Source organism: Xanthomonas campestris pv. phormiicola, from assembly GCA_025666215.1.
Lineage (GTDB): Bacteria > Pseudomonadota > Gammaproteobacteria > Xanthomonadales > Xanthomonadaceae > Xanthomonas_A > Xanthomonas_A campestris_A.
Map to the genome: position 1 here is coordinate 4,767,107 of CP102593.1, position 21,331 is coordinate 4,788,437.

General features: G+C 61.4%; 16 protein-coding genes and 3 pseudogenes. 7 read left to right on the plus strand and 12 right to left on the minus strand.

The features are described from left to right. Positions 1-25: 25 nt before the first annotated feature. Both NRY95_20130 and NRY95_20135 read left to right on the plus strand, forming a co-directional pair. Positions 26-700, plus strand: coding sequence for a lasso peptide biosynthesis B2 protein (locus tag NRY95_20130; GenBank protein UYC15965.1), 675 nt, complete (start codon positions 26-28; stop codon positions 698-700). Between the two features lie 114 nt (positions 701-814). Continuing rightward, entirely contained in the window at positions 815-2,440 is a 1,626-nt protein-coding gene (locus tag NRY95_20135) for an asparagine synthase C-terminal domain-containing protein (GenBank protein ID UYC15966.1), read from the plus strand. 15 nt (positions 2,441-2,455) lie between these two features. On the opposite strand, the gene NRY95_20140 is transcribed toward NRY95_20135, so the two are convergent. Continuing rightward, complete coding sequence (locus tag NRY95_20140) at positions 2,456-4,588, minus strand: Atxe2 family lasso peptide isopeptidase (protein UYC15967.1); 2,133 nt, start codon at positions 4,586-4,588, stop codon at positions 2,456-2,458. 12 nt (positions 4,589-4,600) lie between these two features. Next, positions 4,601-7,108, minus strand: a complete 2,508-nt coding sequence (locus NRY95_20145; GenBank protein ID UYC15968.1) for a TonB-dependent receptor — start codon at positions 7,106-7,108, stop codon at positions 4,601-4,603. Between the two features lie 577 nt (positions 7,109-7,685). On the opposite strand from NRY95_20145, the gene NRY95_20150 reads away from it, so the two are divergent. Further along, a complete protein-coding gene (locus NRY95_20150; protein UYC15969.1) occupies positions 7,686-7,976 on the plus strand; it encodes a helix-turn-helix domain-containing protein in 291 nt (96 codons plus the stop codon). Here NRY95_20150 and NRY95_20155 read toward each other — a convergent pair. Together NRY95_20155 and NRY95_20160 are read right to left on the minus strand one after the other, a co-directional pair. Beyond that, complete coding sequence (locus tag NRY95_20155) at positions 7,901-8,227, minus strand: hypothetical protein (protein ID UYC15970.1); 327 nt, start codon at positions 8,225-8,227, stop codon at positions 7,901-7,903. The two genes, NRY95_20150 and NRY95_20155, sit on opposite strands and share 76 nt — an antisense overlap. A gap of 69 nt (positions 8,228-8,296) precedes the next feature. After that, positions 8,297-8,502, minus strand: a pseudogene (locus tag NRY95_20160) (transposase). Between the two features lie 86 nt (positions 8,503-8,588). Between NRY95_20160 and NRY95_20165 the strand changes: the two are divergent. Beyond that, a complete protein-coding gene (locus NRY95_20165; GenBank protein ID UYC15971.1) occupies positions 8,589-9,026 on the plus strand; it encodes a hypothetical protein in 438 nt (145 codons plus the stop codon). A gap of 769 nt (positions 9,027-9,795) precedes the next feature. Here the strand turns inward: NRY95_20165 and NRY95_20170 are convergent. The 4 genes and pseudogenes from NRY95_20170 to NRY95_20185 form a co-directional block, all read right to left on the minus strand. Then, positions 9,796-10,893: pseudogene (locus NRY95_20170) on the minus strand (hemolysin). A 28-nt stretch (positions 10,894-10,921) separates the two neighbouring features. Further along, on the minus strand, positions 10,922-11,413 hold the full coding sequence (locus NRY95_20175; GenBank protein UYC15972.1) for a hypothetical protein: 492 nt from the start codon (positions 11,411-11,413) through the stop codon (positions 10,922-10,924). A 98-nt stretch (positions 11,414-11,511) separates the two neighbouring features. Then, positions 11,512-11,643, minus strand: a pseudogene (locus NRY95_20180) (type I toxin-antitoxin system SymE family toxin). Positions 11,644-11,845: 202 nt separating this feature from the next. Continuing rightward, positions 11,846-12,445, minus strand: a complete 600-nt coding sequence (locus NRY95_20185) for a hypothetical protein (protein ID UYC15973.1) — start codon at positions 12,443-12,445, stop codon at positions 11,846-11,848. A gap of 390 nt (positions 12,446-12,835) precedes the next feature. On the opposite strand from NRY95_20185, the gene NRY95_20190 reads away from it, so the two are divergent. After that, positions 12,836-13,519: a hypothetical protein gene (locus NRY95_20190; protein UYC15974.1), complete on the plus strand. Its 684-nt coding sequence runs from the start codon at positions 12,836-12,838 to the stop codon at positions 13,517-13,519. Positions 13,520-13,658: 139 nt separating this feature from the next. Here the strand turns inward: NRY95_20190 and NRY95_20195 are convergent, their stop codons facing one another. The 3 genes from NRY95_20195 to NRY95_20205 form a co-directional block, all read right to left on the minus strand. Then, positions 13,659-15,302, minus strand: a complete 1,644-nt coding sequence (locus NRY95_20195; GenBank protein ID UYC15975.1) for a hypothetical protein — start codon at positions 15,300-15,302, stop codon at positions 13,659-13,661. Next, entirely contained in the window at positions 15,299-15,751 is a 453-nt protein-coding gene (locus NRY95_20200; protein ID UYC18679.1) for a hypothetical protein, read from the minus strand. The genes NRY95_20195 and NRY95_20200 overlap by 4 nt, the downstream gene beginning before the upstream one ends. 190 nt (positions 15,752-15,941) lie before the next feature. Beyond that, on the minus strand, positions 15,942-16,541 hold the full coding sequence (locus NRY95_20205; GenBank protein ID UYC15976.1) for a hypothetical protein: 600 nt from the start codon (positions 16,539-16,541) through the stop codon (positions 15,942-15,944). A gap of 376 nt (positions 16,542-16,917) precedes the next feature. On the opposite strand from NRY95_20205, the gene NRY95_20210 reads away from it, so the two are divergent. Then, positions 16,918-17,406: a DUF4065 domain-containing protein gene (locus NRY95_20210; GenBank protein ID UYC15977.1), complete on the plus strand. Its 489-nt coding sequence runs from the start codon at positions 16,918-16,920 to the stop codon at positions 17,404-17,406. Between the two features lie 17 nt (positions 17,407-17,423). Next, positions 17,424-18,146, plus strand: coding sequence for a hypothetical protein (locus NRY95_20215; protein UYC15978.1), 723 nt, complete (start codon positions 17,424-17,426; stop codon positions 18,144-18,146). A gap of 894 nt (positions 18,147-19,040) precedes the next feature. Here NRY95_20215 and NRY95_20220 read toward each other — a convergent pair. Continuing rightward, positions 19,041-21,200 carry an ATP-binding domain-containing protein gene (locus NRY95_20220; protein ID UYC15979.1) on the minus strand — a complete coding sequence of 720 codons (2,160 nt, stop codon included), beginning with the start codon at positions 21,198-21,200 and terminating at the stop codon, positions 19,041-19,043. Between the last annotated feature and the right edge of the window lie 131 nt (positions 21,201-21,331).

Consider the following 21,331-nt stretch of genomic DNA (forward strand, 5'->3'; position numbering starts at 1 on the left):
GCGCCACTCGCCCGCGGAGAGTGCAATGGCCTACAAGCTCCGGAACGACCTGTGGTTCTGCCAGTCCAGCGATCATCTGATCTTCCTGGATACGCACCAGGATCGTTATTTCCGACTGCCGCCGGCGATGGAACACGCCTACCTTCGCTACCTGCAAGGCGACCCGGCCGCGGATGTCGCGGCCCTGCTCGATCAGAGCCTCGTCGCGCGCATGCGCTTGACAGATTCCCCGGCGCAACCCTGCGCGATCCAACCTCCGGCGCGCAGCGCGCTGGAGCAGGCGCCGAACGCGCCCGGCCTCAGGCTCGCCCCCTTGCTCGACGTCTCCGCCGCAGTGGCCTCGGCGCTGCTGCGATTGAAGACACGCCCACTGAACGAAGCGCTGGCCGGCATGGCGCGCGATCGACAACGGCACACCACTGCGGCGACGCAGCGCGTGCACAGGGCAACCGCAACCGAACTGGTCGATGCCGCGCGCGCATTCAACCGCGTGCGCCTGTACGTCCCCGTGGCGCCTACCTGTCTGCTGGATTCCATTGCGCTGGCGCTGTTCCTGGCCAGGCGTCGCCTCCACGCCATGGTCGTGTTTGGCGTCATCGGCATCCCGTTCTCGGCGCACAGCTGGGTCCAGAGCGGCGACATGGTGCTCAATGACACCGTCGGCAACGCCAACGCCTACACGCCGATCGGGGTGTTCTAGATGGGCTATCGCTACATCCTCCTGTTGCGCGACGATGCGGGATGCGATCGCCCTGCACCACAGGTCCTCGCGCCGCAGGACCTCCAGGAACGCGACTGCTCCGGCGCCGCCACGATGCGCCTGTTCGCGTCCGCAGCGACACCAACCCTGCCCCTCCCCCATGGCGGCGTACTGGTCGGGCAGCTGTTCGACCGCGCCGGCGTCGCCATTCTCGGCGACAGCCAACTCCCCGCACTGGCCGACGCAGCACATCTGCGCCGGCACATCCTGCGGCATTGCTGGGGCGACTACATCCTGGTCCAGCCATCGCCGGATCGGTGCGGCCATACCATCACCCGCTCGCCCTCCGTCTCCGGCGCACTGGCCTGCATCTACATCTGGCGCGACGGCGCCGGCTGCGTCGCATCCCATGTCGCGCTGGCCAACGACTTCGGCGCCTACCGGCGCTGCATCGACTGGGACTATCTCGCCCAGTTCCTGCGCTATCCCTACCTCAGAACAGAACGCACGGCGCTGGCCGGCATCAGCGAAGTGCTTCCCGGAATGCTGCTCCATCTGCGCCGGTCCGACGCCATTGGCGAACCGGGATGGTCGCCCTGGGAGCACGTGGCCCCGACAACCCGATACACCGACTTGCAGGAGGCCGCCGACGCCGTTCGCCATGCCGTGGAAACAGCCGTGCGCGCCTACGCCGCGGTCGACCGTTCCGTGCTCCTGGAGCTGTCCGGCGGGTTGGATTCCTCGATCGTCGCCGCCTGCCTGCGCGACAGCGCCGCCACCATCACCTGCTCCACGCTGGTCACAGCGGTCCCAGGCGGCGACGAGCGATCGTATGCGCGCCTCGTCGCCGCCGACCTCCACGCCCCGCTGCGCAGCGAGATGCTGCCGATCGCATCGTGTGCGTTCCGCTTCGACGACCCTGCCGATCCGGTCAGGCCCAGCGTCGGACCGCTGCAGTACGCGATCGACACGGCGATGGCTGCGGCCGGCGACGCATGCATGGCCAACAGTGCGTTCTCCGGCGCGGGAGGAGATACGGTGTTCGGCTACCTGAGAACCGCGGCCCCGGCAGTGGACGCGTTCAAGGAACGCGGCGTGGCCGCCGGTCTGCGCACGGTACGCGACCTGGCGGACCTGCACCAATGCACGGTATGGCGTGCGCTGCAGCTGACGCTGCGCAAGCGGTTGCGCAGGCCGCAGGCGGCGTACCGGACCGACCCCTCGTTTCTCGTGCCATCCGCCGCCAGCCACGCTCCGCTGCAGCATCCATGGCTGCAGGCACCGGCTGATGCCTTGCCCGGCGACCGCGAGCGCATCTTCGAACTGGCCGGCAACCAGATCTTCATGGACTACGCGCCGCGCAGGCACAGGCGCCTGTTGCGCATGCCCTTGCTGGCGCAACCGGTCGTGGAGGCCTGCCTGCATGTACCGTCCTGGATGTGGATCGCGGGCGGACATCACCGCGCGGTCGCGCGCGCGGCCTTCGCCGACTGCCTGCCTGCAGCGGTACTGGCGCGGCGCAGCAAGGGCACCTTCATCGCCTATCTTGGCGAGGCGTACCAGCGCAACAAGCTGCAGATGCTGGAGTTCCTGCTGTCCGGACAGCTGTGCGCACGCGGCATGCTCGATCCCGATGCACTCACCCGCTTCGTCCAGACCCACCTGCCGCAGCGCGACTGGTCGTTCCTGCGCATCCTCGACCTGTGTCGGGTCGAGAACTGGATCCATCAACAGAACTAGGCGCCGGCATCGCCATTATCTGTACGCTCGCGCGATGCCGTCCCGCATCGCGCGCCAGTGCGCATACTGCGCCGTCTTGGCAGGGGCCGGATCCTGCTCGCCCATCAGCCAGAAAACGAACCAGTCCAGATTGCGCTCGTACACGGCCAACTTGTGCCTGGGCTGGAACTTCTGGTGCGGCTCGTTCGGAAACACATACAGGTCCGCGCGCCGTTCGCGGATCAAGGGAATCGCGAAGTCCAGGGTGTGCATGTATTCCTGCTCCGGCATCTGCATCAACAATGGAATCCGCATGCGCCGCAGATTCATGTCCGGCGACAGGCGCTGCCATTGCGCCGGTGTTTCGTCCGGCGCACCCGCCTGCCAGAAATTGCGCAAGCCGCTGGCGAATGGCTCGCCACGCAGGCTTCCCAACAGGTAGTACTGCCGCGAAATCCCTGGCGAACTCACCGACGCGGCGGCCAGCAGGTCCGAGTGCATCATCGCCCACAGCGTCATTTCGGTACCGAAACTCAGTCCGCCCATCCCCACCTTGGAAGGGTCGGCCTGGCCCCGGGTGGCAAGCAGGCGCACGGCGCTGTCGATCGCCGCAAGGCCGGTGTCGTAGCGCTCGAGCGCATCCAGCCGGTACGGCGCGGCGTTGATGCACAGCGCGGCCACACCGCGCTCGGCAAGCGACGCCAGCGGCCACTCGTCGCCGACGCCGCCGCGCACGAATCCCGGGCACACGTAGTAGGTGACGAACAAGGGCGCAGCGTCCTGGCCGCGCCGGCGGGCCGGATAGAACTGGCCGGTGAACAGGCGCCCCTTCGCATCGTGCCAGCGCAGCAGTTGCACCGGCATCGCACTGGCCAGGTCCTGCGCCAGCGCGCGATTCGGTTCGAACAGGACCTGTTGCGCTCCGCTGGCGATGTCGATCTTCAGCAGGTAGGGCGGCCGCCCGGCATCCGCCGCCACGCAGACCAGCGCCGCCGCCGACAGTCCGCACGGACTGGAACGATCGCGCCCACCGCTGAGCAGACCGTGCCCGCGCAGGACCTCACGTACCTGCCCGGTGGCGACGTTCCATCGGAAAATCGACTGCGCCAGGCCTTGTCGCGGATCGGTCACCGTAAAAAGCACCTCGTCGCTGCCGGGTCGCCATTGCATCCGCGTGATCGCCTTGCCCATGCACGCCGCCGCTGCGCATGGCTGTGCCTGACCGCTGTGGACATCGGCGAGCACCCCGAGCTGGACGTCGGGCCGTTCGAGCAGCCCTGCGCCATCGCCCACCCGGGTCAGCACCGCGACGCGCGCGCTGCCGGGGTCCTGCTCCAGCTTCCACGGCGTCGGTACCTGGGCGGGTAGCGCGTCGATTCCCAGCGGTGCCGGCGGACGCTCGGACGCCGCCACATCCTGCACCGCGCCCGTGGCGGTATCGATGCGCTTCCAACGGTCCGGCGCATCCGCCAGCAGCGGCACCCGATCGAACCACGCCCCCAGGCGTTGCGTGGCGAGCCGCCCACCCACTGCGCCGGAGCGGAACAGGCCCTGCCCCACGGGGACCGACGCGTCGATGCGGATGCCCTGGTCGTACTCGTCCACCTCCGCTCTGCGCACCTGTTCGCGGGTGGCGCCGACGCGATAGGTCACGAAGCGACCGCTGGCATCCAGCGCGAACCCGCGCACATCCGCCGGGTCCTGGGTGACGGCATGGGCGCCCGAGCCATCGGCCGCCGCGCGCCAGACATCCACCCGGTCCTGCAGCAAGCCGATGAAGTAGATCCAACGTCCGTCAGGCGACCAGCGCACCTCCGGCAGCAGCGGTTCCCCCGCCGAGTTGCGCAGCAACGTGCCGCCATCGGCCACGCGCAACGGCGGCCCCACCGCGTCGATGCGCTGCACGTACCAGGCGCAGTCGTAGGTATTGCGCTCCACCGACGCCTGGTCGAGGCGGAACGCGACGTAGCGGCCGTCGGGCGACACCACCGGCGCCGTCAGGTCGGCCACCTCCACCAGCCGCCGCGGCGACAACGCGGCGGCCTGCGCAGGCGCGACAAAAGTGGCCAGCGCCAGCGCGACGCCGGCCCCGCGCAGGCCGGACGAACGCCATGTGGCCAGCCCGAGGAGCCGCGCAGACGCGGCACGGATGCAATCGATGCAGGACATCGCAGGCATGCCTCAGAAGCGCTTGGACAAGGACAGGCTCAGGAACCGGCCCACCGCAGAGTAGTTCGTCGAATCGTAGGGAACGTGGATCCAGCTGGCCGGCGTGTACAACGGCGGTCGGCGATCGAAGATGTTCTGCGCCGCCAGCGCCACCTCCACCCCGGCGAGCACGCCGCGCGGCCGATCCAGCGCATAGCGCAACGTCGTATCGAAGGTGGTGAACGATGCCGTCTTCGTGTCGTCCACGGTGTTGGTGACACCGCTCCTGTAATTGCCGAACAGGGACCAGGACACCGCGCCCGGGCTCCAGACCGCACCGAGCCGGCCGCTCACCCTGGCCGGGTTGAACAAGGTGCCCGCGACGTCGAACGGGCGCTGCAACGGGCTGGTCTTCTGGGTGCTGTCGAGCCAGGAGACCGCCCCCTGCACCGATACATGCCCGTTGCCCGCCTGCGTGTCGTACGACCCCGACAGGTCAAGCCCCTCGATCTCCTGCGCGGCCACGTTGGTGTAGCCGAAGCGCACCAGCGCGACCACCTGGCTGGGGTCGTAGGCGCTGCCGGTGGAGTTGTAGATGTTCTGCGCCGTCGCCATCACTGCCGCCAGCTCCGCCTGCGTCGGCGCGTACACGATGAACGGTGCGTAGTTCGGGTCGGCCAGCGACCGCGCAGCGTTGGTGATCGGCTGCACCACCCGGTCGGTGTAGTGAATGCGGAACCAGGTCAGCTCCGCCTCCAGTCCAGGCGCCGCCTGCGGGTGGAACGCCAGCGATGCCGTTCGCGTCTGCGCGCGTTCGGGTTGCAGGTCGCGGTTCCCACCGCCCTGGATCAGCGCCGTCGCAGTCGCAGCGTAGCCGGTGCCGCTGACATAGGAGACCGGGACCAGCTGCGCAAAGCTCGCCGCATAGCGCTGGTACAGCGTGGGCGCCTTGAACGAACGGCCCCAGCTCGCCTTGAAGGTGACGTCCGCGCCCGGCGCATAGATCAGCCCCAGCTTCGGCGTGGTGACGCTGCCGAAGCTGTCGTAGTCCTCGTTGCGCAGGGCAGCGGTCAACTCCAGCCGGTGCACCGCGGCGACGCCGGACGCCGGTCCGAGCAGCGGCGCGTTGAGCTCCGCATACGCGAAGCGGCTGCTCTCCTGCGCATCGATCGACACGCGGCCGGTGAGCTGGTTGGAATATTCGAACGCGTTGCGCCGGTAGCCGGCCCCGGTGGCGAGCCTGAGTTCGCCGCCCGGCAAGGTCAGCAGCGGTCCCTCCAGGCTGGCCTCGTAGGAGCGATGTTCGTTGCACAGGCACTCGCGGGTCCTGGCGGTGCTGGCGCCGGTGGCCACGGTCACGCCGATATCGCGGTTGTCCAGGTCGTCCTTGCCGCGCGTCGCGGCCAGCGACAGCGTCCAGTCGTTGGGCAGGAACACCGCGATGCCGGGCGATACCAGCAGCGCCGAGGTTTCCGGCAGCATCCGGTTGTAGCTGGTCCTGGAAGTGGAATAGTAGTAGTTGTAGACCTGATCCCTGCGGCTGCCGAGTGCGTCCAGGCGCAGTTCTGCCACGTCGCCGAAGGCATGGTGAAGGCTCAGCAGGCCGCTCTTCAGATCGCTGCCGGGGTAGATCGTGGTCGGTGCGAGGATCTGCCGGGTGTAGCCGCGTTGCGCGGCGTAGATGGGATCGGTGGAGACGTCCTTGTAGGTGAAGATCGCGCCGCCGCCGTTCCATTGCGTGCCCGCCGTGAGCGTGTACTCGCGGGTGGTCAGGCCGCCCTCGGTGGCGCCGCCGTAGCGCGTGCCCGCGACCACGCCGTCGAAGTCGCGCTTGAGGATCACGTTGCCCACCCCGCCCACTGCATCGGAGCCGTAGATCGCCGAGGCGCCATCGGGAACGATCTCGATCCGCTGCACCGCCTCGATCGGGATGGCATCGATATCCACCGCCTGCACGTAGCCGCCATAGGACATTCGCCGCCCGTTGAGCAAGGTCAGTGTCGCGTCCGGCCCGAGCCCGCGCAGATTGAGACTCGAGCCGCCGGTCAGGTTCTGGTTGGCGAAACCGCCGGAGCCCAGCGTGGCGCCGGCGGCCACACCCGGGTTCTGCCCGCCCGCGAAGTTCTGCGGGATGCTGCGGATCACCTCGCCGATATCGGCAAACCCCTGTGCCCGGATCTGCGCGGCATCGATCGATACCAGCGGGGAGGCCACCGCACCGCCACGGATGCGCGTGCCGGTCACCGTGATCGTCTCCAATTGCGTGGCCGCCGAGGCCGATGCAGACGGTTGCGCAGCGTCCGCCTGGGCCACCGGCACCGCGCCGTCCTGCGCCAGCGCGACGATCACGGTCGTGTCGCCGTCCTGCCGGTAGTCCAGACCGCTGCCTTGCAGCAGTCGCTCCAGCGCGTCCTGCCAGCGCATGCGGCCACTGATCGCCCTGGCCTGCTTGTCGGCGACCACGTCGGGCGCGGCGACGATCCGCACGCCGCCCTGTGCAGCCAAGGCCTCCAGCGCCGCGGCAAGCGGCCCGGCGGGCAAGGCGAAATCCTGATCGACCTGCGCTCCACCCGGCGCGGCCCGCTCCCGCCCGTGCGTCTGCCCTGCGGCATCCCGGGCCCACACCACCCCCGTCGCCGCGCTCGCAGCGGCGAACAAGGCGAGGCAAATGGCATTGCGTAACGTACTGTCGTTCATGCTGCGTCCTTTGGTTATGGCCTGATGTCGCCCGGCGGGCATGCGATCCGGCGGTAGCCGGAGCGGACACGCCAGCGGGCACGCTGGTTGTCGCGTCTGTCTGCGCGGACAGCGGCACGGCGCCACGCGGAGATGCACTCGTCAGCATCACTAAACAGATAGAGATACGAACATTCATCACCCGCGCGAGGCATGCCGGTACGCTCCCCGCGCGCCGACGCCGTCCTGCCGCTTTCCGCATTCCCCTACTGCCCCGCAGCGACGTACCTGATGCCTCCCCTCGCACCTGCCGAGAAGCATGCCGCCGTCGCCGCAGCTACGTTTAACGTAGCTGCAATACGGAGACTACGTTTAGCGTAGTATCGAAGTCAAGCCCTCTTCCGGAAGCTTCCGCGCATGGAAGTCCGGGACCAGCAAGCACGTGGGTGAGAAACGACCGCTGCCGGTCTTCAGCCGCCGGCTGCGCGAGGCGCGGGAGGTCTACGGCATTTCCCAGCGCAGCCTGGGCATCAAGGCCGGCCTGGACGACTTCGTCGCCAGCACCCGCGTCAACCGCTACGAAACCGGCGTCCATCAGCCCGACCTGCAGACCCTGCAACGCCTGGCGGCGGCGCTCGAGCTGCCACTGGCCTACTTTTACGCCGAAGAAGACGAACTGGCACGGCTGATCATGGAGTTCAAGCGGCAGCGCAAGGGCAAGAACGAAGACTGACCCGGCAACACCGGCGCCGCCGCTCGGTCCTTGCGCGCCTGCGCACTGGGCGCGAGCGGCGCGAACCGCGCGCGGCGGAAATCGTGCAGCAGGCGGAACACCTGCTCGCCTTCCTGCGCGTAGCGCCGGAAATCGCTCTTGGCGAGGCGATACAGGCAGCCGTGGCGGGCGAAGACCAGGTCGCCGCCGTCCCAATCTGCCCAGTCGCTGCCGGGAAGGTCGAGCAACACCGCGCCCTCGCGGTCCAGCATGCGATGATCCAGGCCGTACCACGCTTCGTTGTTGCAGCGACGTCCCCCCGTCCTGAGTAACAGCGGGGTTTAGAGTCCGGGGTTGATGATATCGGTGTTAGCAAGGTATTTGGCGTAGTCGGCAGGCGTCATGCCGTCGATGGCCTTCTTTGGACGCTCCTCGTTGTATTCCCGGCGCCAACGTTCGATCTTGGTGCGTGCGTGCGTGCGTGCGTGCGTGCGTGCAGCAGCGTCGGGAACCAATGTTCGTTGAGGCACTCGTCGCGCAGGAAGCCAATGATCTGTTCTTCGGAAAAACGCTTCTTCACGTCCAATCTCCTTGAGGTAGGGAATTGGACTCCAAACCGGGCTGCTACTCAAAATGGGGGGCGTCGCTCCTACCGAGTGCAAGGCCTTCTGCGGCTACAACGCTGGCTTCGAAGCGCCCTACCTGCGCGTGGCTGAAGGGTGTGGCCGAGACAGCCTCGATCGCACGCGGTCTGCATTCCAGCTTCTCTATGACGCCAAAAACTACAAAGCGGCGCTGAGTACCTTGTCTCCACTGCTGGCGAGGTGCTTGCCGACGCTGGAATGGGAAGAAGAGGGAGCCATTCGCAACGACCTGGCAATCACCCAGTACAAGAACGGCCTGTATGCGCAATGCCTCGGCACACTCGACCATTACGCGGGCGATGCCGATCTGGACGACGATGTGGTGACGGACAACTGGCCACCGATGCTGGTGGATCGCTACCTGGCAATCATCCGCGCAGCGAGAACCAACATCGGCTTGTGCCGTAAAGCCTTGGCAAAAAAATAGGCAAAAAGAAGCCACAGAGTGGCAGCAACTATCCGATGGATTGACCCTGGCTTCGTGACTGCTCTCGCTGCTGAGTCAATGCCAATTCCTGGGAGATCGCCTGATTTGCCACCGAAAGCTTGGCATCGGACTGCTCGACAGGCGTCTGCATGGCCTCCTGCACCGGAACATGCGCACGAAGCTGGGCAGGATCATTGAGTGCCCCCTGCACGGCAAAGATGCGTTCGGGTCCCGCAACCACATGGTCCACGCGCGTCAGGGCATTGCCCGACATCGAATAGCCACCGACGTCAGGATACTGATCCCGGTTGTCCTTGCATGCCGCCAAAAGGCTTCTGCATAGACGTTCGCTGTTCTCATCGAATGGCACCCCGGTTTGGTTGCCAAGCCGTTGAACGCCATCTCTTATCTGCAACAGCATGGCGTGATTGGGATGCGCCGGGTTGTCGGGTCCCACGCGATCGGGCGGATTCTGCTGCTGGTTCAAGTTGAGGTCCGTCGCGCCGCTATCGTTCCGCACACGCGCCTCACCCAATTCGATGCCGAGACTACCAGGGCGATAGTCCTTGACTGTCACGGTTTGACCCTGCCCGTTGCCAATCAACAGGTCGGCACCTTGTAATCGGTAGGTGTGCTGGCCATCTGCACTTCGAAACACACCTTCTGGATCTTCTGCTTGTTGCGTGCCGCCCGTCAGCCGCTGGCCACTCCAGAAGATTTGCCCATTGCGATCGGCATCTTGGACCACATCACCATCACCAACGACATAGGTGTCGCTACCGGCACCGCCACGTAGTACGTCGCGACCTTCTCCACCGATCAGAACATCATCCCCTCGCCCTCCGATCAGCGTGTCATCCCCGCCCTGCCCTAGCAGCAGATCGTTATTTGCAACCTCAGTTCCACCGCGGCTTCGCGTTGCATCCAAAGTCGCGGCATGATTGGCGTCGACGGCCACACGCGCCGAATCCCGACCAGCATCGACATAGATCGAACCCGCATTGAATGCAGCATCTGTCAGACGATCGGAGACTTCCGGATGTTGCTCGCGCAGATCAGACAGCAATCGTGTGCGGGCAGGCTCCAAAGATTGCGCCAGTGTCTGCACTTGGCCCCGACCAGCCAGCAAGGCAGCGTAGTCGCGATTCGCTTCTGAGATGAGATTGCGCTGGCCAGGATTTCCATCCACATCGACGCCCCAGCGTGTCTCGTCCCGATTGATGCGATCCCGGTGCTGTTGGTACATGCGGTACGTCGACAACGCCTCTTCGGCCGTCACGTTGTTCGGATCGTTGTAGAGACCGAACAGTTCCGCCTCCATCACGCGGCGCTTGCGCAGGCCGGCCTCGGCGGTCGCATTGCTACCCCACGCGTTGTAGCGCATTTCGAACCAGGCCTCGGCACGATCCCCAGCGGTAACCGCATCCATGAATGGCTGCATGTTGGCGGCGTAAGATCCGGCACCGCGGTTGTAGACCAGCGACACCAAGGCCGCGCGCTCCTGCGACATCGGCATGTTCAGGCCAGCGATCGGGCGCTCGTACTCCGGCATGGAAGCCGAGAGCAGCCTGTCGCCCTCGGCGGCATTGAGCGTCCTGTCGAACTGCAAGCCCAACCTTGTGCGGTCGCCCGGAGCTGCTGCATCGATTGCGCCGAGCTGGCGCCACTGTGCATCGGTGAGTGCGATTCCCGAATTGCGCCAGAGCTCAGTGTTGTTGGAACGATTGAAGGTATACCCATATCCGATGGTGGCCCGGCCATCTGCCACATTTTGCGACCGGGCGTGCAAGCTTTCAGTCAGCTTTATCAGGTCACCGGTCAGCGTGTTGTACTGATCCTGATCGAGTACGCGATAGACGATAGGCATAAGTGATCTCCATATCAAATACGAGCAACTACATGATCTTCGAGTAGTCCCCTATCTCATTACAGACTTCCATTGGAGGATTACTCACCTTCACCACCCGCCGCTTTTGAGCAGCTGTATCGTCCTTGGGAGCGACAATGCGGTAAAGCAGATAGAGGCTGCCCCGCGACTCCCACAGACCGAACGTTGAGAGTTCCGAGAACTGATAGGTCGCCCCATCGGCTTGAAGCACCTTGATGTCGCACTCGGCGTAGCTACCCCAGCCACATGTGGCGTCCAAGGACCGGATTCCACCGCCACGCCCGTCAAGATCGAAATGGTAGGAACGCCCGCTGCTGTCCTCGACCACCTGGGGAGCAACCTGGCTTGCTGGCGACGATGTACTGCTCCCCCAGCCACGTGATTGTTCACATAGAGAGACACCCGCTGACGCGGCGTCTTCACCGCCAGCCGACACGGAAGCACACCCTGTCGTCAGAGTCAGGGGCAAGAAGAGACACTGAAAGAACTTGGTTTTCATGCATGCTCTCCTTGCGTTAACGGGACACTGGCCACGCGCCGATGTGCTGGAGGTTCCGCCGTGCGGAAAGTAGCTCACCCACCTGCCGCGCGTCCACGTCAATCGCGATCCGGATTTGCAAGCTCCATCACCAATCTGCCGTTTCGGCAGGTGATCTGAACCTTACGGCCGATGGCAAAGTCCAGTTGCTCCAACCACAGGCCGCTCAGGCGCAGGACCGGGACGCGGCGGCCGTCGGTGTGGCGGTGCAACACTGCATAGCCCGGGGGCGCAATGATGGGCTGGGTGGCCGCCTGAGCGCCGCTTATGCCCTCAGGCGCCTCACTCCCTTTGCTTGCGCACTGACGCTCGCTGCATCCCAGGGCCGGCCCCGCACCACGAGGCCAGCCCTCTCCGGCGACGCATCCCTGCCGCATCCCACCCATGCCGCGATCAATGCAGCCGCCCGCCTCCCGCAGGCGACGTCTCCCACTCCACCGCATAGACCGCCCGCTCCTCGCGTACGCCGTTGGACGTGGGTTCGCGCAGCGGCTGGCGCTCGATCTGCAGCATTAGCGTCCGCATCGCGTCCGCTGCATCGCAGAGCGTGTCGCCCACCGCTGGCAATGCCTGGCCGGCACGCGCGGTGGCATCGCCGACCGCCTCCACCCGGGTATGGGCCGAGACGGTCTCGGCCAGCAGGTTCAGCCGGTCGATCTGCGCCAGCGTGACGCGGAAGGCGCCGCCGTCCACGTCCGGCGCCACCGCGACGGTGGCAGCGGGCTGGGCGCCGCGCGTCGTGTCGGTCCGCTGCGCAGGATAGGACAACGCGTCCAGCACCAACTCCACCTGGTCGGCCAACAGCTCCAGACAGAGCGCCAGCTCGCCCATGCGCACTTTGGGCTCGGCGGCACGCTCCTCGTCCGGCGTGCGCGGCTGCGCCAGCCGGACCAGGAACCTCACGTGATCGCGCAGCTTCGCCAGCCGGAACTGGCTCTCCTCCGGCAGGAAATAGCCGGGCATGTCTTCATCGTCCAAACGGTCGTACGACATCGTTGCCTCCTCGGTCCATGAAGGGTCCGCCCGCCACGCAGGGCGGACGGGAAGTCGGGAGGTTCGAAACCGCACAGAGCCGGCGGGCGTATTTCCCCGAAGGGTGTTGTATTAGCCGCCCTCCCGACGCAGGCATCGCGTCGGGAGATGGCGGCACCGAGAGCACCGTCGACCAGTGCGGCAGTAGCACTCCAACTTGACGCAAGATCGGATAGCAAGCTAAACAGCAGCAGGGAAGACATGATGGACGGAAGGACATGGCGAAAACACCTCCACTGAAGACCACATGGCTAGCCTGCGCGGCAATCGCGGCGCTCTCCACGACGGCATGTTCAGCGCAGCCGCCGTCCTCCACCCCCCAACCATGCCCCTAGCAGCGAGCGGCGATCAGTGGCCGTAGCGCAAGCCGCAGCCGGCAATACTCTGCAACCGGGCGAGTACGTTACCGAAAAGGGGTGGGGGCGCCTGCTGCTCAAGGAACAGAACGGGGCGTTGACGTTTTCATTGGAAAGCACCACCGGGGAAGACGTGTGTGCGCTCGATGGAGCGATCGACGGAGATCGGGGCGTCGCCAAGGGCGACAACGGCCAACCCGCCTGCAGTGTGAAGTTCACCAGCACCCAGCAAGGCATTGACGTGAGCGCAGCAACACCCAAAGAGTGCAAGGCATTCTGCGGCTACAACGGCGATTTCGAAGCGCCCTACCTGCGTGTGAAGGATGGCTGCGGCCGAGACGATCTCGATCGCACACGGACTGCGTTCAAGCGTTTTTACGACGGCAAAAACTATAAGGCGGCGCTGACCACCTTGTCCCCGGCACTGACGAATTGCTTGCCAACGCTGGAATGGGAAGAAGAAGGCGCCATTCGCAATGACCTGGCCATCACCCAGTACAAGAACGGGCTATATGCGCAGTGCCTGGCCACGCTCGACAAGTATGCCGAGGACGCCGGCAAGGACGACGATGCGGCCGTGGACGGCTGGACGCCGGTGCTGGCGGATCGCTACTTGGCGATCGTGCGCGCGGCAAGGACCAACATCGGCTTGTGCCGTAAAGGCGCAATGAAGAAGTAGGCCCCAAAAGGGATGGAGTGATGAGGACAACACGCATTCGCCAGCGGTACTGGCGGATGCGGAGTTGCGGACACTCAGCTATCCATTGTCATCCTGGCGGCAACCGGGCAACACGAAGGAGCCCGCTGCCTCGATAACGTCACCCCAACGACTGCCCTTGATTTCTAGACAAGTCGCGTTGCTGGGTCATCGCTTGTTCCTGAGCAATTGCCTGGTTCGCCACCATAAGTTTGGCGTCTGACTGCTCTACCGGTGTCTGCGTCGCTTGCTGTACGAGGACATGGGCACGCAGGTGCGCGGGATCGTTCAACTCTCCTTGAACCGCGAACAAGCGCTCGGGACCAGCGACGACATGATCCACCCGTGTCAACGCATTGCTGGATAGCGAGGCATTGGAGGCATTGGGATACTGGTCTCGATTGTCCTTGCAGGCGGCGAGAAGGCTCCTGCACACGCGCTCGCTGTTCTCATCGAATGGCACGCCAGCCTGGCTCCCGAGCCGCTGCACTCCCTCCCTGATTTGCAGGAGCATTGCGTGATCGGGGTGCGCAGGATTGTCGGGTCCGGTCCTGCCACCGTGCTGTTGCGGAGCGGGACGAAGTTCCGGCGCATGAGGGTCCACATGCAGTAGCCGTTGCGTCTGGCCTCCCTGCTGCACGTTGAGATCGGTGGTGCCATCTTGGTTTCGAGCGCGGGTCAGATTCTCGCGTGCGACAGAGCTCCATTCACCGTTCAAGAAGGCATGGCCCTGCCCATGCTTGTTCCAGTTGACCAGATCATTCCCTGCGGCATAGAAGCCCGGCCCATTGAAGCGCTCTGGGTGCGCGCGATCCGCAGGACCGTACTGATGCGTCGCACCTCTATCCAAAGCCCCGATGAACTGCCCTGCGCGATCGTCATGGATGAACAGGTTTTTGATGACCGGGTACTCGTGCGGCAAGTTTTGGTGTGGCCTGTCCGCATTGAGGGCGGTTGGATTGACAAGCGGATCAGCCAAGACACTTGCCCAAGCCGTCGAGAGAGGGCTTTCTCGATTCGCGTTGCGCAGCGCGTTGACGACATCGGCCCCTCTCAGGGCGTCGTCACGCCCCAGCTCAAAGTAGTCGTTCCGACCCGAGCGTTTGGGGAGAAGCCCGTCGATGGCAGCACTGACGTCTGCCACAGAGTCATATTGATTGCCCTCAAGCTTGCGAATCATTGGTGCAGCGCGTACTTCGTTCTGGTTGTATACCTTGCCAACCATCGCCGCCAGTTTCACTTGGTCGTCGAGTGAAGCGTTCTGATACAGGTTGCTTCGCTGCAGAGGCGCAATGGCATGATCCATCAATTTGTCGATCTGGGCGATGTCGCGATCGTGCACCCAAGTGATACCGGCGTCCGAGGACAAGAACGCGTCCAACCGCGATTTGACATCCGCATCCAGCGGGCGCCCGTGGTCGCTTCTGATCGCATCTCCATCACGACCAAGATCCGCAATCGCTCTCGTCGCCTGATCTTCGGTCAACACCGACTGTGGCTGATGCGCGCTCGCCCAGCCCTGGTACGCATTGATCAAGTCCCTTGGAACGTTTTCGCCATTAGGATCATTGGGCTGATAGTGCTGCCCAAGATCCGTTTGGATGGTACCGATCGAATAGCCGCTTTTGTCCGCCGGTTCGAGTGTCGGCGTTGACGCCTTGTCGCCTGCAACAGCCAGTCGATATGCATCGTATCGACTCTCGGAGGTGACACCCACCGCGAAGTAGAGGGTCGCGCGCAGCTCCTGGTCCGTGAGCGTACTCATTGTTCGTCCTCGGGATCCGTACACTCCTTGTCAAAAGGCACTTCCTTCCCTGCGATGTCCGGATGAAGCGCGACGCTACGGCGGTAGACAGAACCGTACTTCTGATATCGAACAAGTTGCCCATTTTCCAGCCGGAACTGATCGTCTGGCCCTGAGAACGCGGGGCATGCGGCGTAGCTCTTTCCCCCGTCATCGCTGCAGTAGCGGACATACAACGTGTCTCCACGCACTTGTCCCCGCAGTTGCCCATCATTGCCGTGGGCGTTCGTCGCCTCGCTCCAATCCCCCGTGACGCGATCGCCATGCTGCTGCAGATGCAGGCTCAGATAGTGGCCCAAGTCGCATTTCTTGGCATACGCCCACTCCCCAGAAAACGAAGGGGCCTTGCTCGCCGAAGCGGAGCTTGCACACGAGGTAATCAACCCCATCGCCACAACCAGCGCGGCCACGGGGAAACACGGCCTGGATCGCATTTGCTCAGCCATTCAGTCACTCCCTGGACATGGTCTGCGGCTTGTATGCGCGAAAGATAGCAACTAGGCCTGCGGCATTCCACACATCTCCTGCGAGATGAACCGGCAACGCTCCGCCAGCCAGCCCACCGGCGGAGCGTTCTTGCCTCACCTCAGCCATGTGGGATCAATGCAGCCGCCCGCCTCCCACAGGCGGCGCGGCCCACTCCACCGCATAGACCGCCCGCTCCTCGCGTACGCCGTTGGACGTGGGTTCGCGCAGCGGCTGGCGCTCGATCTGCAGCATTAGCGTCCGCATCGCGTTCGCTGCCTCGCAGAGCGTGTCGCCCACCGCTGGCAATGCCTGGCCGGCACGCGCGGTGGCATCGCCGGCCGCCACCACCCGGGCATGGGCCGAGACGATCTCGGCCAGCAGGTTGAGTTGGTCGAGTTGCGCCAGCGTGACGCGGAAGGCGCCGCCGCCCACGTCCGGCGCCATCGCGACGGTGGCAGCGGGCCGGGCGTCGCGCGTCGTGTCGGTCCGCTGCGCAGGATAGGACAGCGCGTCCAGCACCAACTCCACCTGGTCGGCCAACAGCTCCAGACAGAGCGCCAGCTCGCCCATGCGCACTTTGGGCTCGGCGGCACGCTCCTCGTCCGGCGTGCGCGGCTGCGCCAGCCGGACCAGGAACCTCATGTGATCGCGCAGCTTCGCCAGCCGGAACTGGCTCTCCTCCGGCAGGAAATAGCCGGGCATGTCTTCATCGTCCAAACGGTCGTACGCCATCGTTGCCTCCTCGGTCCATGAAGGGTCCGCCCGCCACGCATGGCGGACGGGAAGTCGGGAGGTTCGAAACCGCACGTAGACGGCGGGCGTATTTCCCCGAAGGGTGTTGTATTAGCCGCCCTCCCGACGCAGGCATCGCGTCGGCTTGCGCCCGAGCCTCGGGCACAAAAAACCCACCGGTTTGTCGGAGGTGGGTACCGCTACGTGAGGAGTTTCGACGCTCCTTATGAGAAAGCCTGCTACTGAGCAGACAGCTTGTCAAGCTCAGAGGAATCAAGCCTCTTAGGCTTCGGCAATCGGCGCCTCTAGGTGTACTCTAGGCTTGTTCAGCATTCAGGGATATCTTAAACATGCCACGCGATCTGATGGGACACTCATGAACGATGGCCGCGCAGTAGCAAACTTGATTCTAGACATAGCCCAATCCGAGGGGAGGGATGTAACCAACTTGGCACTTCAGAAAATTTTGTTTTTCTGTCACGGCTGGTGCATTGCCAAGCTTGGAAAGCCACTTGTAAAACAGGAATTTGAGGCGTGGCAGTACGGGCCCGTGCTGCAGCATGTGTATAGAGAATTCAAGTCGTTTGACCGGGCACCCATAAAAAGTAGAGCCCGTAAACTAGATCCAGCGACAGGCGCAAGAGTTGATCTAGAAATAACTTTAGATGAAGAAACCAGCAAGGTCGTCCATGCAGCAACCATATTCTACTCAAAGTTGCGCCCAGGCACTTTAGTAGAGATGAGTCATGCTCCTGGGGGACCATGGGACAGAGCCTGGAACCACGGGGGTACCATCAACCCGGGTATGCGCTTGCAGAACGATGAGATTGAGCAGCATTTTAGGGTCTTGAAGGCACCCTTCTGACAGTGAGGAATAACCCAATGGCAAAGCTCAAGATTCCTTCACTTCAGCATCTTGCACGCGTCTGGCATCCTGATCCAGTTCGAATTCAGAAAGCGCTTGTAGCACTCGTTAGAAATAGCCCAACTTTTAGCTACGAACTAGTCTTCGAGCTCGTCCGAGATCTAATTTACCTAAAGATACCTTATAGCCAAATTGAGCAAGCAATTATTGAAAAAGTGAAACGAGAGGATGTGCGCAAAAATTTCCTTAGCCTACTTCCATTGGTGCAGAAACATTTCAGAGACATTGAAATTAACTTCGTACATCAGGTCGCAAGGCGATTCTATCCCGTAGGGCGTGAGCTAGTGATCCCTTTTAGCCCCCCCCTAATCTATGGCTCCAACGGAAAGCTCCATCTCCCGTGGTTTAGTTTCTGGCGCTCAAATCCACTTGATAAAGAACGCCTCGCCTTGTTCATCACAGTAGTAGATGACATCCTTGCCCAGGACCCGGATCTAGAAGAGGCTGACTTTTCCTTCCTGGACTTTAGTGCCCCAAATTCCAAGTCTGACCGGCAACTGGTTGTGTTGCCGGGGGAAAAGATAGCGCGCGTAAGCGATCAAGAGCGCAATGAGATGTTGATGATCTTCGTACGAGGATTCCAACTTGCCAAAAGTGAACTTAGCAGCAGCTACGACGATACAAAGATGCAGCCACAGGTAGCCGATAAAGACGACGATCAGATCCCTCTTTTTGAGTAGCATTTTATAGTCGCTTCTACCGCTGCTACTAAACGTTGTGCACGAGACCTATTTGCTTCCATACTACCGCTACTTGTATCAGATCAATCCGCGCTGTCAGTTTCAGTCCCAGGCCCACCCGCCACTCCGGGCAGGCAGACCGCAAGAGGTAATGGCACCTAGAAGAGAAAGTGCAAGCCGGCTCGGTTTTCTGCTTGATTATCTTGCGTCTTTTTAATTAGTCTTTAGAAAAAATGAAAGGCTCGCTCTTCCGCGATGGAGAACTCAGAAATCACACGACATCGACTCCGTTCATCGCCGAGAGCAGTGTCAAACTTGTTTACACCATCTATAGAGCCTGACTCCACACCTAGGCTCCATTCGTCTGAAAAGTAATGTTTTACAATTAGCATTGTGAACGCCAGAGGTGTAAGCTGCCGTCGCAAGGCCCATCTATTATCACCATGTAGACCGATGTGCAAGTGAGAACAGGGATGAGATAAGGCAACATACTGAGATGGAGCGTTTTCGTATCGGAATATGGGCACACTCCCCCGAAACGCCATACCTCTCACAAGCTGTCCAAAGTCATCATCTGTAATAATTCCACCCGCAAGCATTTCTCGGTAACGCCTGAACTTATTCAAGGCATTTAAATCAGAAACATGCGGGTTTGGGTAATACGCAAATCGAACATGATCCGTTTTCATCCATCCAAATTGAAAGAACGAATGATCAAATAGAAGGATATTAAAGTAAGAGCGCTGCAAACAGAAAGAATATAAGCTTTCGTGAGTAGTAGATGAGCACATTATTTGCTCTCTAAAACCATCGTCGACGTCCAACGGCTCGCCACTCGCGAAGCTTTCAGCGAGACCGCAAGATTCCAAAAAGCGCCAACTGGCATTTATTCCCTCAACGACCCCGCGTCGCTCCATTCCTCTCCTCCAGCAAATCCATGGCCTCATCTTCAGTAAAGCCCTCAGCCTGAAGCTGCTTGAGATACTGATCGCGAATTTTCTTGATTGCGGCCTGCTTTTTACCCATATCGCGCTGAATGAAGTTGATCTTAGTAAGATCTGGCATTGCGAACTTAAGATTAGGGAACTCTTGCATTGCAACGGAGATTTCTTGCATTAGACCGCTGGCAATCTCGCCCATTCCACTAACCCGCACCCAGGCCTTAGATCGTGTGAGCGCCGTAAAGACCTTGTTTCTGCCCGCCCGAGTCCTTCGACCAGCTCCATCTAAACCGACAACAATAACTGCGGGAGCTTCATTACCTTTTGCCTTATAGATAGTCGAGAGAGTAACACGACCTTCGGCAAAGAAAGGAAGATCAGAAAACGAATCTGCAGATAGATTGTGACTGCTAATATTCGCAGCAGCCATTAGAGAGCTAATCTCCTTAAAATAGTATCTAACATTCCGATCGTCCAAGCATACGACGACTATGTCATGAGGATTTAATCCCCCAGAAATAAAGGATCTCACCTGAGCCACCGCCCAAGCACATTCAGCGCCGAGGTTTTGTGCAATGAAACAATCGATAATGGGATAGCCATCGACACTGCCAATGGAAAGAGGACTATTTTTCGCAGGACGCTCGATTACCACCGACGAACCCGGAATATTGAAGTCTCCCCTTTTAACCTCGTAACCGACATCTCCCCAATGGTCAGCACTTTCCAACATTTGCACTAGCTGACCATAGATGCCAAAGCCTAACGCATGGGCGACAACAAGCACTTCTCTCTGATTGCGATAGCATTTGCTTAGGACAATGTCATTTTCTGCACCGCGCGGCAAATTCGCAGATGACCGATCTAAAGATATGAGCGCACCCGCAGCGTCTGCGCCAAATAGTTCCTCTGGCGACCTAATCTTTACATCAAGAATGTTTTGTAACTCATCATAAGCCCAGACAATGTTCTTTCGATCACGCCCGCCCTTCGTTACATTATACGCGAGGCGATAAAAGCTTGAAGGGAAATCCTGCCCTTCGTCGATGAGAAAATAATCGTAGTAAGCTTGATCTCCAGCAGCCTGCTGTAAATACGTCGCGCATGCGAAGTCAAAAGGGTCACTAACGCCGGCTCGTTGTTTGGCTATAGGAAAGCTCAGTGACTCGACCCCTGCTCTGACACAAGCATCATGGTAGACGCCGGGCTTACGGCCACCACCCCAGCCATGCCTTATGTGAACCAAGGTCCAATCCGGATCCTCGTCCTTGTAATGGCGATAGAACTTGGTAATCAATGACCTAATAGTTTCGTTGAGGCTCTTTGTATAGAAAGTGATGAGAATCTTGGCCTCGGGATTAGTTAAATGAAGGTGTGCCGCCTTCATGGCCAAAATCACGGTTTTTCCAGAGCCAGCCAAGCCGCGAATTCGCTGTGGTCCCGCCACAGTTGACAATGCTGCCCTACGCTGTTTTTCGTCGAAATTTGCGATCTCTGATTCAAGTTGCACGAGAGCAACCGCGGCTTTCTGGGAAGCAGGATCACCGACTGATCTTTTGACAGGTCGCGTCAGCGCCTTCGCGCCTTCTATAACCGAACGAGCCTCCGCAAGATCATCTGGACTTAAGTTTGGATTGCCAATTTCATCAAAAAATGAGCGCAGGCTTGCCATCGACGTGATGACAGGCAAGCCGGACTCTTCTTGCAAATCAATGGTTGCCGAAAGGCCAGGAGCATAGATTATAGGAGTAACCTCAAACTTGAGAGAAGCCACCCCCCGCCGGAGCTGCCTACTCTTGAGCAGACGCCCTATTAAGATGCTGCAGAATTGTGAAATCTCTTCCTCAACATCTACAAGCGCACCTTGGTTGCCAGATGTTATTTCAATACTGCTTAAAGCCCGGATTGCTATTACACCGTGTTTTGGGCTGAGCAAGAGAGCGCTTGGAGTGTGGATCTGCGCTTCGTAGTCGCCATAGGTGGGGAAGTCGTAGTAAAAAACGGCACCATTTAGGACAAAGTCCATTGGTGAACTTTGAAGAGCATCCAGAAGCTCACGACCAGCGACATCGCGATCATACCGATCGGTAGTAAGTATGACTTCTAGGGCCACGTTCCATCCTTAACAAGTTAGCGTCTCCAGACGATATTAACGCCACGAGAATAAGAAAAGGCGGCCAAGCCCGCTTTTCTTGTGGGTCAAACCCGCATTGGGACGTCCTACATACACACACTACCAAGAGC